Below are 13,393 nucleotides of genomic sequence, written 5' to 3'. Positions count from 1 at the left end.
GATCATGTCCGGCGACTTGAAGCCGTCCACACCGCTTCCGGCGGAGGCCCGCCTCGCTCACGAGTACGGCGTTTCCCTTGGGACGGCTCGGCACGCCACCCAGTTGCTGCGTAAACGGGGCTTGGTGGTCACGATCAAGTCCAAGGGCACGTATGTGACCCCGCGCAGGTCCAACCCGATCTGAGCGGCAGCACGGGGGCGGAAAAGAGTGTCAGTCGCGCCCGCCCCCGTGCCTTCCCACCCACATCCCCGGAGGGGAGGTGATCCAGGTGCCACCCAGGTTACGGCCTTCTCGGCGTCGGTGGCTTGTCCGGCGGCGTTGCCTGCTCTGCGGGGCACAGCACCGGCTGATCCGGGACAAGGTCCACGTGTGCCGGGCGTGCGCACGCAGCCCTTTCGAAGGTCTCTGACCAGAAATCCACAATAGACAGTTCTCCAACACGCGCGGGTCGTGTGGCGATCAAGCACGTCCTCGTGTCGAAAAATTCCTGAAAGCTAAGGCGCAGAAGCGGATTCGGCGGCCAAACCATTCTCCGCTTCTGCGCTGCCTACCCTTGCGGAGTAGACAGTGGAAACGATAGACAACGCGCACCAGTGCGTGTCAACGGATCGCGGTCGGCAGCGGTGCGCCGCTTGCCGCAAATTCGCTCGCCTGGCGCCCGGTGACACCGAGTGTGCCGCCTGTGCGGGCCGGTTGCCTTTGGACATTCCCGCCACCGGGAAGGCCGGTGGTCGGCGATGAACGCGCACACCTTCGGTGTTCTCCTTCTTGGCGGTGCGGGCCTGGCCCTGGTGGTCTGGGTCCTGCACAAGCTGGGCAAGGCCCTGGCGGCGATCGCGGAAACCCTCGCGGCCGCGGCGGTGGTGTTCCTCGCGCTGTGGTGGTTGTGCAAGGGCCTGGGGTGGCTGGTCAAGCAGATCGTGACCCACCCGCGTACGACCCTCGCTGTGCTGGCCATAGGGGCGTGGTGCTGGTGGTGGGGCTGGTTGTCCCTCGTGCTCACCGTGCTGCTGCTCGCCGCTGGACTGACGACCTGGTGGTGGTTGCACCTGGTCTCGTTCGATCAGTGGGCCGGGCGGGTGCTGCGGTCGTGGTGGTTCTGCTGGGCCGTCTACGTCCCCAAGCTGCCGGGCTGGCTGCACGCCTGCGGGCTGAGCATCAAGGACGACACGCTGCCCGTCGACGTCACCGTGACCCTCGTCGGACGGAAGAAGATCAGCCGTAACCAGCAGCCTGCTCGGGTGCGCATCCCGAAGGTCAAGCGGGTGCGGTCTGGGCCGTCGTGGGACGAGGTGCGGGTGGGAGTTGGTGCCGGGGCAGAAGCCGGAGGATTTCGACGACGCCGCCCGCGCTCTCGCCTCGGCCCGCAAGGTCGCCCGGTGCCAGGTGCGGGAAGTCGCCCCGAACGTGGTGTCGATCGACTTTCAGCGGCGTGACCTGCTCGCCACCCCGGTGCCCTGCCCCGAGCTCGACGAGGTCGCGGTGGAGCTGCGCCGGGTGTGGGCGGGGCGGACGGAGTACGGGCAGGACTGGCACGTGCCCCTCTACGGCTCGGGCAGTCACACGCTGACGGCGGGTGCCAGTGGCGCGGGGAAGAACTCGGTGATGTGGTGCCCGCTGGTCTCCATCGCCCCCGCGATCCGGGATGGCCTGGTGCGGGTGTCGGGGATTGATCCGAAGGGCATGGAGTTGGCGTATGGGCGGGGGATCTTCCACCGCTACGCCGTGACCGGCAAGGACACTCTCGACCTGCTCGACGACCTGGTGCAGGCCATGAACGAGCGCAAGACCGAGTTCGCCGGCCGAGTGCGGAACGTGCCCATCTCGACCGAGCATCCGTTGGAGCTGGTGGAGTTCGACGAAATCGGCGCCCTGACGAAGTACACCGACCGCAAGACCCACGAGCAGATCGTGGAAAAGGTCGCCCTCCTCACCACGCAGGGCCGGGCACTCGGGTTCACGGTGCGCGGGTATGTGCAGGAACCGAGCAAGGACACGGTGCCGGTGCGGGATCTGTTCCCCCGCCGCATCTGCCTGCGGGTCACCGCCAAATCCCACGTCGGCATGGTCCTCGGCGACCAAGCCTACGAGCGCGGAGCCTGGGCCAACCGCATTGAGGAATCCGCCGCCGGGGTCGGGTACGTGTGGGGCGAAGGGCTGCGCGAACCCCTGCGCGTGCGGGCCGGGTGGGTGCCCGACGAGACGGTGAAGGCGCTGGAAGCGTTCGTCACCGCCGGGCAGGTCCTGCCGCTCCCGACTCGGGAGATCGAGGGAGGTCGGGCGGCGTGAGCAAGCTGGAATCCCTGGCGACCGCGTTCTTCGACCACATGCGCAGCCATCCTCTGCCGGAGCCGTGCACGGTGGCTTTGCAGGCGATGCGCCCGGAAGTGGAAGTGCAGATCGACCCCGGTCCTACGGTCACGCACTTGGCGGGCCTGCTGGCGTGGGCGGCCACCCTCGAGCGCATCGAGGCCCGGTGGGGCCACACCCGCTACGGCGATCTCCACATCAGCATCCAGGGCCACGCTTCGAGTGGGGTGCGGTTGCGGGTCTATGGCGGCATCCCCTTCGACGACTGTCACGGGCTGGTTCCCCTCGACGGTGAGGGCTACCAGGGTGTGACGCTCGACGAACTCCGCACCTTGCGCGACCTCCTGCAAGACGGGGAGGCCCGATGAGCACCGGTACTCGGGCCGAGCGGATGCGGCTGCCGCTGTCGTCGGAGGTCATGAAGGCTACGGCCGAGAAGCACGGCGTGTGCGTCCGCCCGTTCACGATGGAGGTCGGGGACCCTGACACCGGCGAGTTGCGGTATGTGGCCGTGCCGTGCGGCTCGACGGTCGAGTCGGTGTGTCTGCCGTGTGCGCGGAAGGCGAAGGCGTTGCGGATGGTGCAGTGCCGGGAGGGATGGCACCTGGCCGAGGAGCCTGACTTCACCTCAAAGCCGCCGAGCGACGATCAGAAGGAGTTGATGGGCTTCCGAGCCGACCTGGTCAAGCTGTACCGGTTCGCCGTGGCACATGGGGAGGAGGGGCAGGCCGACGAGTTGCGGGAGGAGATCCGCGGGGTCGACGAGGAACTTCGGCAACTCGGCATGCGCGGCCGCCTCCCCTCACCCGACCTTCCGGAACGGAAACCAGCGAAACGGTCCACCAAGCGGCGGCAGGACGCCCCGAACCTGCCCCGCCGCAAGGTCGCCAAAACCACGGTCGGCCGCGAGTATGCGGGGCGGTTCCGGCCGTCGATGTTCGTCACCCTCACCTGCGACACCTACGGCCGCGTGCGCGAAGACGGCACCCCCGTCGACATGGCGACCTACGACTACCGGCGGGCGGCGCGGGACGCGGTGCACTTCTCCTCCCTGGTCGACCGGTGGTGGCAGAACCTACGGCGGGTCGCGGGCTGGGATGTGCAGTACTTCGCCACCGTCGAACCCCAAAAACGCGCCGCACCCCACCTCCACGCCGCGGTGCGGGGATCGATCCCGCACGAGGTCATCCGAAAGGTCACCGAAGCCACCTACCACCTGGTGTGGTGGCCCAACCATGACCAGCTCGTCTACCACGGGGACCGACTGCCGGTGTGGGACGCACAAGCAGAGTCCGTTGTGGACCCCGACACCCGGGAATCACTGACCTCGTGGGGCGAGGCTGTGGAAGCGGTGGAGGAACCCGCGCACGTGGTGACCTTTGGGCGGCAGGTGCACTCCAAGGGCATCCTCGGCGGCACCGACGAAGCCGGACGCCACATCGGGTACCTCACGAAGTACTTGACCAAGTCCACGGGGGAAGTGATCGAAGCCTCGACGAATCGGCAGCGAGAACACCACGACCGGCTCCACGCGGAACTCTCGATCACCCCGTGCTCGCCGCGCTGTGCGGTGTGGATGCTCTACGGCATCCAGCCCCTCGGGGCGAACAGCCGGACGACTTCGGGGCACTGCAAGGGCAGGGCGCACCGACGCGCAACCCTCGGCCTACCGGGTCGGCGGGTGCTGGTGTCACGGAAGTGGTCAGGCAAGACCCTCGCTGACCACAAGGCCGACCGCAAGGCGTTTGTGCGGGACATGCTCGCCGCGGTCGGGATTGTGAAGCCGGAGCGGGACACCTCCCGGCTGATCTGGCGCAAGGTTGATCCAGGGGACCGGGACGCTCCACCGCGGGCCCACCTGCTGATGCGCGCCATCGCTGAACGGATCACCTGGAAGGCCGAGTACGACCGGGCCCTACTGGCGGCGGGGCTGCCAACAGGGGAGCAAGAAACTTCGGCAACTCCGCTCGCGGCCTGAAGGGGGGACAGCATGGACAACGTAAGCAGGATCGGCCGTCTCTGGACGGTGGAGGACGTGTCGGACTACCTCGGCATCCCGGTGGCGACGCTGTACCAGTGGCGCAGCAAGGGCTACGGGCCTGCCGGACGCCGGATGGGCAAGTACGTCCGCTACCGGCCCGAGGACGTGCGGGCCTGGGTGGACGGGCTCGCGGACGAGGTGGCGTGATGGGCCGTCCACCTCTCGATATCGGGACGTACGGCAAGATCCGGTACTCACCTCTGCCCGGCGGTGGCTGGCGTGCTCGCACGCAGTTCCGGGACTTCGACGGCAAGACTCGGCCGGTCGAGCGCACGGGGAAGACGCAGGGGAAGGCGGCGCAGCGGCTGCGGGAGGCCATCCGGGAGTGGACGGGTGCGACGAGTGGTGAGGTGACGCGGGAGACGAAGTTGAGGGAGCTCGCGGCGATGTGGATGGAGCAGGTCGACCTTGAGGTGGGGCGAGGAGAGAAGTCGCCCAACACGGCGACCACCTATCGCTCGATCCTCGATCGCCATATCCTGCCTGGGCTGGGGGAGCTTCGTGTCCGTGAGGCCTCGGTCTCCCGGATTGACCGGTTTCTTGTTGTCCTGCTTCAGAATGTGGGGTCGTCGTCGGCGAAGACGGCGCGGACGGTGTTGTCCGGCATGTTGGGGCTGGCTGCCCGGTATGACGCGATCAGCACCAATCCGACGCGGGACACTCGTCGGATTTCGGCGGGCCAGACCAAGCAGCCGCGGGCGTTGGACGCGATGGAGCGGACGCAGTGGTTGGCCCAGTTGGAGAGCAACGAGAAGGCTGTTCGCTGGGACCTGCCGGACCTGTCGAAGTTCATGATGGCGACCGGGGTTCGGATCGGTGAGGCGCTCGGTGTCTTCTGGGACGACGTGGACTTCGACGCCGGGACCGTTGATGTGGCGCACACCGTCGTGCGGGTCAAGGGGCAGGGGCTATATCGCAAGCCGAAGACGAAGACCAAGAAGAGCGAACGTCTGTTGCCGCTGCCGTCGTGGGCGCTGGAGATCTTGGAGAAGCGGCGGGCCGAAGCGATGGAGGAAGGCCGGGGCATGAGCAGCCCGGTCTTCGCCAGCTCGACCGGCGGACTCCGGGATCCGAGCAACGTGCTCCGGGTGATCCGGGAGACCCGCGGCCGGGAGGAGTTCCTCTGGGTCACCTCGCACACGTTCCGCAAGACGACGGCGACCGCGCTCGACGATGCGGACGTGCCGACTCGGCTGATCGCGGATCATCTCGGCCATGCGAGGGTGTCCATGACGCAGGACGTGTACCTGGGCCGGAAGGCGGTCGATCCGGCCACGGCGGCGGCCCTGGAGGGGCTGTTGGATAACCCGTCCGAGGGCAAAAGCGGGGATAAACCAGGGAGATGATCTTGTCCCGGGTGGCCCGCGAGTCGCTGACCTGCATAAAGAGTGGGCCTAACGCATCAGCATACGAACCGCTCAGTGCTGGTCGGAGGTCCTGAGATCACGATCCGCCCGGTGGGCACCCGTCGTCTGGTTGCGGGTGGTTCCTGATGAGCTGCGACACGCTGATCGCTGAGCTGAGTGCGCCGCAGGCCGACGGGCTGGCCTGCGTGGTGTGCGGAACTGACTACCTCCGCGCCCGCGTTCCGCATCTGCCGGTGGGCCGGGCGATGACCGGCTCCCAGGTGTTCGCCTGCGTCGGCTTCCGCCCGAACGACGCGCAGCGTGTGGCGGGAGGTGCGCTGCGATGAGTGCTATGGCATCCCCTGCTCGGCGAGACCGCGCGCTGTGGGTGCAGTGCACCTGCACCGCGCTGGTCGCGCTCGGCGCGGCGCACGCCTCCTACCGCCACGGGCGGGAGTTCGTGCTGCGGTTCGGTGCCGACGAGGCCACGGCGGCGATCTGGCCGTTGATCGTGGACGGCATCCTGACCACGGCCACGGTCGAGTTGTGGAAGACGACCGGCCACGGCCGCCGTGCCGGTGGCCGGTGGGCGGCGTGTCCGCCGCTGGCGCTGCTGTTGGCGGTCGAGTTGCTCAAGCGGCACCGCGCCGAGACCGGCACCGAGACCGGCGAGACGGGCGGGACCGGCGATGAGACCGGCTCCGTGGTGCGTCTCGCGGCGGTCTCGGACGAGGCTCGGCCGCCAGCCGAGCCGACCGCCGAGCAGCGGATGTGGGCGTACTACGTGACCGAGCGGTTCAAGGGCCGCACGCCCACCGGCGCGGAATTGGACCGGATCGCGGGCACGAACAACTACGGCCGGAAGGTACTGCGCAGGTGGCGGCAGGCCTGGAACCTTCCGCCCGCCATCGGCGGCCCACATGGTCGTGGCGAACTCCCGGCGCGGCTGGAACTGGTCTACGCCTCGTCCGAGGGGCCTGTGGTGTGAGTTCGGCCCGCGCCTGCCTCGTCGAGCATCTGCGGGGCGCGCTCGAGTGCGCGGGCGGCGTAGTCCCCGGGTGAAGGTCGTTGCTGGCGTGACCCTTGGCTCTCCTATCCCTGAAGCTGCACTCATTGTGAGCATGACGGCTGGACGTTACTTACCGTGCGCCGAACGCCTTCATCTGATTCCAGTCAAGTCCGGCGTCGTTGACGTCATCTTCGGTCAGGAGGATGTAGTGCCACCTGCCGTCGACTTTGCCACTGTTGTTGACTGTGTTTGCCCAGGTCTTGGCAGCCTTCGCCTTGGCCTGGACGTCTTCGGCGTTAGCGTCCTTGTTCATTTTGGTCTCGATGAGCCAGCACGTTCGTTGCCCGTCGACCTCCTCGATTGCGACGAGGTCGGGGTTGTACTCGCGGCCCTCCTGCGTCCATGTGATCGGCAGGTCGTTGATGTGGAGGCGTGCCCACACGATGACGTTCGGGGCCTCGTCGAGCGCCTGCGCGGCCTTGTATTCAGGTGAAGTGTCGAACCAGGCGTACTCGTAGAGGCACTTCGTCCAACCGTTGTAGGCGACAGACTTCGAGTGCGGCTCGGAGTGCCCGCCAAGGTGCTCCTTGGTGGTCTGGCGTTCTTTCTGCAGCCTCTGGAAATTCACCTCATCGGAGAACACAACGTCCTGACCGGCGACCTTCTTCAGCTGGTCCGCAACGAGGTTGGTGAGCCTGCGGGCCGCGCGCTCCCAGAATGCGGACAGGTGCTTTTGAGCGTCGGCTCCCATACCGTCAATGAGCAGATCGGCGAGGCGCTGTGCCGCGCGCGCCTCTCCTGCTTCCGGGCGGACACTTGGGGCGCGCATGATGGCTCTCACGAGACCAGCGCGCGAGGTTTCGAGTGGGATATCAAGGGCAAGGGCCTCGACCCTTGCCTCGGCTTGTACGCCGCGGACGGTGCCGCCTTCGTCAGGCCGCAGCAGTGTCCGGCGTAATTCGGTATCAGCCTCGGTCGCGAGGGCCTTGCCGAGTGCAGTGAATGGGGCGTCATCATGGATCTGGTTGAGGGAGATCACCGCCTTGGAGGCGACCTTCTGCGTGTACGGAATCGCGATCTCAGCGCGGCCCAGGAGCGGGTAGTGCTTCCGGATGCTGGACTCGGTCTCCTCTGCAGCGTCCTTGGCCTTCCCCAGGAGATGCTGCAAGTCGACGATTCCACCCGCAGGCGCGGGCTCCGCAGGGAGCGAGCCGGAGGTCCGCGGACCGGTCTGCTGGGCGACAGGCGTCTTGTCACCGGCGGCGTCGCCTGGCGCCGCGCCTGCGAGGATGACATCGCCCGCTTCATCGACGATCTTTCTGCGGGCGACCAACTTGCCCTCTGCGGTGCGGCGGATCTCGGCGAGTACGGCGTGGTCGATGAACTTCTCGTTAAGCGCTTGCCGCTTAGCCAGCAGGGCCTCGTAGCGCTCGTGAGCGAGCACCTCGACGGTGTCGAGCATCTCGACCCCGGTGTACGTCCCGAACGGGAGTCTCATGCCTCGACCCAGCGTCTGTTCGGTGAGCACGGATGACACGCTGGCGCGCATGGAGGCGATGACGTAGACGTTCTTGACGTCCCAGCCTTCCTTCAGCATGCCCACGCTGATGATGACGCGGACGGGTGACTGCGGGTCCTCCACGTCCTCCAGCGCAGCCAGTGCCGCTTCCTTCTCGTCGCCCTTCAGGTTTGAGTGGACGAGCAGCGTGCGGCCGATCCAGGCGCCGTTGTCGAACGCTTCACTGTCGAACAACTCCTGGTAACGATCGGCTTCGGCCGTGTCTTGCGCGATGACGAGCATGACCGGGTTGATGCGCAGGATGCCTTCCTCGTCGCACCGTGCATGGGCGAGGCGCTCCTTGTAGCGGAGCAGGGTGACCCCGTCGAGGAGTTTGGTGTGGTCGTCGTTCCGGTCGTCCTTGCGTGCGACGAGGACGGGCGTCTTGACGAGTTGGTCCGTGATCGCGCGGGCCAAGGGGTAGCGGTAGACGACGAGGTTCTCGTCCGCCTTCGCAGGTGTTGCCGTCAGGCCGACGACGAGTTCGGGCCGTAGGTCGATGATGGTCTTCGAGAACGCCGGGCCGCGGTAGCAGTGGTGCTCGTCGGCGAGGATGACCAGGTCATCGAGGTTGCTGAGCCAGTTGAACAAGGAGCCGCCGAGCCACTCCTGGTACTCGTGTGTGGCGCGTCCTTCACCGGTCTTCGAGGTGAGTGCCTGGACGGTGAAGATAAACAGTTTGGTCCTGCTGTTGTCCTCCATCACCTTGCGCGTTGCCGGACTTTTGAAGTTGTCGGCCGTGATCACGAACGGCTCAGATTCCATCGCGTCGGTCAGTGACTTGCGGTGGCCGGGGCTGAAGTTCTTGATGCTCTTGTCCCGGATCGTACGACCTGGGGCGAGGAGCAGGAAGTTGCGGGCGGGGTTCTCCAGGCCGGCGAAGTACTCGATGAGTCCGGCCATGACGTAGGTCTTGCCGACTCCGGTGGCCGAGTCGACGACGCACTCGAATGGGGCTTCTTTCGCATCGACGTCAAAGTGCATTGAGGTCATCGCTGCGACGCTCTCGACCGCTGCGCGGTTGGGCTTGCGCAGTTCGAGTCGGTGGGCGATCTCGGAGAGGAGGTCGTCATTGATGTGCACGCCGTTCATGAGTCGGCTCCCTCCGGTTGCTGAGTACGGCGCGTGAACGGAGAGGTCTTGGCAGCCCGTCGCCGATAGGTGTCGAGCACGGCCTCGGGGATCTTCGTCAGTCGTGATCCCTTTCGGGCCTTGCGAAGCGCCTCTTCGGCGTCCGGGTCGATCTGGGTCGCCCAGACTTCGACAATCTGCTTCTCGGGGAGTTGGTCGAGGATCGCCGCCACTGTGCCGTGTCCGACGAGGCCGTCCAGAATTACGTAGCGCACCTGACCTCGTTTGGCTGCGAAGATCCCGTCAGGCCGGTAGCGAACGCCGAGTTGGGCGCACATGGCTCGCGCGAGGTCGCCCTGGGTGGCCCATTCAGCGAGGACGACGATGTCGGCAACGCTCTCGAACATCGACGGGCCGACTTCGAGGTGCGTGAATCCGCCACCGCCGTGCCAGATGGTCGTGGTCTGGCTCTTAGTCTTCGTGGCGTTCCGGAGCGCCTTTACTGCGTCCTTGTCGACGTCGACAACCTTCACGACCTTGGTCAGGAGCCGGTTGAACTCCTGCGCCTCGTCGGGCGTCACATCGTCCGGGAGGTCGGCGTCTGCGACGCGCTCTGTCGAGGTGGTAATTCCGCCTGGCTCATCGCCGTTCACTACCCGTGTAAGCCGTGGTTTCGTGTAGGTAGCCACCGTGACTGACAGTAGCTCGACGGTTACCCAGCGGCGACCCATCTTGTGTGCAACCGCTGCGGTTGTTCCAGAGCCGCCGTAGCAGTCGAGGACGATGTCGCCGGGGTTCGAGCCAATGTGGATGACTCGTTGGAGCAGTTCCTCTGGCTTCGGGGTGGCGAAGGCGTGGAGGTCCGGGAACAGGTCTCGGACCTGGTTCTTGCCGCGCAGCGATCCGCCGACGTCCGATGCGAACCACAGTGTCTCCGGGACGCGTCCCTCGTCGGCCAGGTGCTTCTTGCGCTGGATGCGTTCCTTGTCTAGGTCGAGGAAGACCAACTCGGGCCAGGATCCCGCCTTGTACCTGGCGCGTGCTGCCTTGGCTGCGTCTTCCAACGGCTCGGCGAGCATGATGGCCGGGACGCCCGGCTTGACCAGCTCGGGGGTCGTGCCGCAGATGGTGGATCGGCGTTCCTCATCGCCGATGTCGCGTAGTTCATATTTGGCGTACTCGTTCATCTGGTCAAGGAACCAAGACTGCGCTTTGCCCCAGCATCGTCCGGGGGTCGGGTACATCAGCCCGCCGGTGATCGGGTGTTGGATGGCGTAGACCATCGGGTGGTTGGTAGAAGCCTTCCCCGCCGTTGCGTCCCCGTCGCGCCACGGCACCGGGTCGCCGTCTCGGGACCGGTAGCGGGATGTATTCGAGGATGCAAGCCTCTTCATTCGGTTCGGTGCCCAGCGATCGGTCTTGCGGTACACCAGCAGACTGTCATGGGAGATCGAGAAGCCCGTGGTGTCGTTACGCGGCGATGTCGCCTTCTGCCACACGACCTCTGCAACGAAGTTCTCGGAACCGAGTTCTTCGTCCAGCACCGAGCGGCAGCGGTGCACCTCGGCGTCGTCGAGATGCACCCATACCGAGCCATCGTCGGACAGGAGCGGTTTGATCTGCCTCAACCGGTCGCGAAGCATCGTGAGCCAGATCGAGTGCTCGATGTTGTCGTCGTAGTGGGTGAACGCCTGCCCCGTGTTGAAGGGAGGATCGATATACACCAACTTCACCTTGCCGAGGTAGCGCTCGGCGTACTCGGGGACCTTGTTGAGGACGTCCAGAGCATGCATGGCGTCGCCCGTGATGAGGAGGTTGTCGGTTGTGGGCTCGGGTAGCCCATCCGGCCGACTGTCGGGTGCCGGCGCTTCGACGCGCTCAACCTCGTGCAGGAGCCGAACCTCAGAGACGCGGTAGTCGGCTCGATCGACGAACGTGTAATCGTACTTGCCGTCCCCCGTGGATAGGAGCGCTTTGTCCTTGTTCGTCCAGGTGAGTTCGAGCCCTCCGCTGTACCCCGCCGCCATGCAACATCCCGTCCACTACGTCCCTAGCCTGCTGGCACCAATCTTGTCCGAACAGCCGAGCGCCTGTCTGCGAGACGGCCCGACTGATCCGAGATCAGTCGAAGTAATTCTTACGCTGTCGCCCGCCCCGGTGGCTATCCGCACCAGCGAGCGGTCGAACCGCTCGCTGCCCGGCGAGCGACTTCTCGGTCCCGCGGACCACCGCGATCTGGGCCCAACGCCTCGGCCGCTCACGTCCTGCACCGGCAGTGCCTGCACGTTTGCCCGCCGCATCGGCCCGGCTCAGGCCGCGCTCGGCGTCCCTAAGGATTCGCGCCAAGGTCTCCGTCAGCCTGGACCGGATCGGGCACCAACAATTGCGGCCGGAAGGTGCTGCGACAGTGGCGGCAAGCCGGGCACCTGCCACGCTCCATCAACAGCCCACACGGTCGTGGCGAACGATTAGCGCGGTTGGAACCGGCCTACGCCTCGTCCGAGGAAGTTGTGGTGTGAGTTCGGCACGCCCGTGCCTCGTCGAGCATCTGTTGGGGGTGCGTCCAATAGCGTGGTGCGCGGGCAGCGTCGTCCCATCCGAGCGACCGGGGATCGGCGTGCGCCGGGCTCGCATCGCTGCTGACCAGCTTGAAGATCTGGTTCACGCGACGACGGCCCGCTCGGCGGCGGCGAACCCAGTCAGCCACTGGTCCTTGGCGTCGTCGAAGGCGACGTCCGACAGCCGATCTTCCACCCAGCGCAGCTCCCACCGCGCCGCCGCGCGGGGGGCCTCGCCAGGGAAGTCGATGTGCCGACCATCGCGATGTACCCACAGCCCGCGGTCTCGGGGATGTCGGTGGCCAGAGCCAGCAGCGGTCCGATGCCGATGAGCCTGCCGCAGGTCACAGCTGTCCTGGTGGGCGGCGGCCCGACCACCGTGCACGACCCATACCACCCGGACGGCATCGGCCGGGGTGTCGGTGTTTATTGCAGGTCCTTGATCACGTCGCGGGCGAGGTCCAGTGATTCTCGCGGAGCCAGTGCCTGACTTTGTAAGGAGGCCTCGGCGTGCAGGTAGCTGCGGATCACGCCGCCGCGTTCGTGCACTGTCCAGAATGTCACTCCGTCCACGTAGACGGCTTCGGGACCGGTCTCGTCGGGCCACTGGATGATCACAAACGAGTCGCCGAGCGCGGCGTGGGCGTCGGCGGCGAACGGGACGACCTGCACGGTGGCGTCGCGTTCGCGGACCACGCGGGTGATGTGCCGCAGTTGTTCCCGCAGTACGGCAGGGCCGGGCGATCGTACCGGTAGGGAACGGAACACTTGGAGGTCGTCGTCTCTGATGAATCTGTTACGACCGTCGTGAGCGCTATCCATGGAAGAGGCACTGAACCTGATTTTGGACCGAGTCGCTGCTCCTTATTAAGACTGAGCCATCAAGGATCGGGCGACCAGGTCGGCTTACTGGGTCTCGGTTTGATCTGGCGTCTGTGGCCGAAACTGATACGTTCGAGGACATGACCGACGTGACCACCATCGCTGCTCACACCAGGCGTGACCTGCGTAAAGAGTCCGTGGACGGGGTGTTGAATCGGGTCGAGGCTGGGCTGGGTGTGGCGTTGGTCCGCGAGTCGCTGGTCCGCAAGCGCCGCACGGTCGGTGCTCCCAGCGATCGGGAAACGTGGGTGCGTATCGAGGTCCGCCCGCTGGCGAAGATCGCCGCCCAGGGCCAGGCCGCCAACGGCCTGGAGACCGCAGAACTGCTGACCGGGATCGCGAAGCCAGCCTGGTACGCGTCGCTGAGTTGGCTCGATGCCGATGAGCAGGCGGTCTGGCGCGCCGACGAGGTCGAGTTAGTGACGGACGAACCTCTGCAACGGGGCAAGGTGCGGGAGGTGTCGCTGTCGGAGGCATGGTGGGCGAGGTTGAATGCGTCGCTGGACGCGCTCAGCCGTCAGCACACGACGCGAGTGGCGACGCCGGACACGGAGACCATCACGCAGGCCCTGGTCGCGCGGGAGGTTGAGCATGCGTTCCCGGGGCGGGTCGAGGTG

10 protein-coding genes and 2 pseudogenes are annotated in these 13,393 nt (G+C 66.3%); 9 read left to right on the top strand and 3 right to left on the bottom strand.

Going from position 1 to position 13,393, the window contains the following annotated elements:
• From FNH05_RS18025 to FNH05_RS17990, 8 genes and pseudogenes are all read left to right on the top strand, one after another.
• The coding region (locus FNH05_RS18025) for a GntR family transcriptional regulator (protein WP_144589865.1) at positions 1-184 on the top strand (184 nt) is incomplete at its 5' end.
• Between the two features lie 554 nt (positions 185-738).
• Positions 739-2,290 (top strand): annotated as a pseudogene (locus FNH05_RS18020) (FtsK/SpoIIIE domain-containing protein).
• A complete protein-coding gene (locus FNH05_RS18015; RefSeq protein WP_144589864.1) occupies positions 2,287-2,679 on the top strand; it encodes a hypothetical protein in 393 nt (130 codons plus the stop codon). Before FNH05_RS18020 ends, FNH05_RS18015 begins: the two are co-directional and overlap by 4 nt.
• A complete protein-coding gene (locus FNH05_RS18010) occupies positions 2,676-4,289 on the top strand; it encodes a replication initiator (protein WP_144589863.1) in 1,614 nt (537 codons plus the stop codon). Before FNH05_RS18015 ends, FNH05_RS18010 begins: the two co-directional genes overlap by 4 nt.
• A 12-nt stretch (positions 4,290-4,301) precedes the next feature.
• Positions 4,302-4,499: a helix-turn-helix transcriptional regulator gene (locus FNH05_RS18005; RefSeq protein ID WP_144589862.1), complete on the top strand. Its 198-nt coding sequence runs from the start codon at positions 4,302-4,304 to the stop codon at positions 4,497-4,499.
• Positions 4,499-5,698: a tyrosine-type recombinase/integrase gene (locus tag FNH05_RS38105; protein WP_186382602.1), complete on the top strand. Its 1,200-nt coding sequence runs from the start codon at positions 4,499-4,501 to the stop codon at positions 5,696-5,698. Before FNH05_RS18005 ends, FNH05_RS38105 begins: the two co-directional genes overlap by 1 nt.
• A gap of 146 nt (positions 5,699-5,844) precedes the next feature.
• On the top strand, positions 5,845-6,045 hold the full coding sequence (locus FNH05_RS17995; protein WP_144589861.1) for a hypothetical protein: 201 nt from the start codon (positions 5,845-5,847) through the stop codon (positions 6,043-6,045).
• Positions 6,042-6,686: a DUF2637 domain-containing protein gene (locus tag FNH05_RS17990; RefSeq protein ID WP_144589860.1), complete on the top strand. Its 645-nt coding sequence runs from the start codon at positions 6,042-6,044 to the stop codon at positions 6,684-6,686. The genes FNH05_RS17995 and FNH05_RS17990 overlap by 4 nt, the downstream gene beginning before the upstream one ends.
• Before the next feature lie 151 nt (positions 6,687-6,837).
• Here the strand turns inward: FNH05_RS17990 and FNH05_RS17985 are convergent, their stop codons facing one another.
• The 3 genes from FNH05_RS17985 to FNH05_RS17975 all read right to left on the bottom strand — a co-directional run bounded on the left by FNH05_RS17985 (position 6,838) and on the right by FNH05_RS17975 (position 12,716).
• Positions 6,838-9,357 (bottom strand): DEAD/DEAH box helicase, encoded by a 2,520-nt coding sequence (locus tag FNH05_RS17985; RefSeq protein WP_144589859.1) that lies wholly within the window; start codon positions 9,355-9,357, stop codon positions 6,838-6,840.
• Positions 9,354-11,363, bottom strand: a complete 2,010-nt coding sequence (locus FNH05_RS17980) for a site-specific DNA-methyltransferase (RefSeq protein WP_144589858.1) — start codon at positions 11,361-11,363, stop codon at positions 9,354-9,356. The genes FNH05_RS17985 and FNH05_RS17980 overlap by 4 nt, the downstream gene beginning before the upstream one ends.
• A gap of 957 nt (positions 11,364-12,320) precedes the next feature.
• On the bottom strand, positions 12,321-12,716 hold the full coding sequence (locus tag FNH05_RS17975; protein WP_281287613.1) for a Scr1 family TA system antitoxin-like transcriptional regulator: 396 nt from the start codon (positions 12,714-12,716) through the stop codon (positions 12,321-12,323).
• Positions 12,717-12,856: 140 nt separating this feature from the next.
• Between FNH05_RS17975 and FNH05_RS17970 the strand changes: the two are divergent.
• Positions 12,857-13,393 (top strand): annotated as a pseudogene (locus FNH05_RS17970) (hypothetical protein); the annotation flags it as partial.

Origin of the sequence: Amycolatopsis rhizosphaerae (assembly GCF_007713715.1) — a bacterium.
Lineage (GTDB): Bacteria > Actinomycetota > Actinomycetes > Mycobacteriales > Pseudonocardiaceae > Amycolatopsis_E > Amycolatopsis_E rhizosphaerae.
This window is presented reverse-complemented; position numbering and strand designations above follow the sequence as displayed.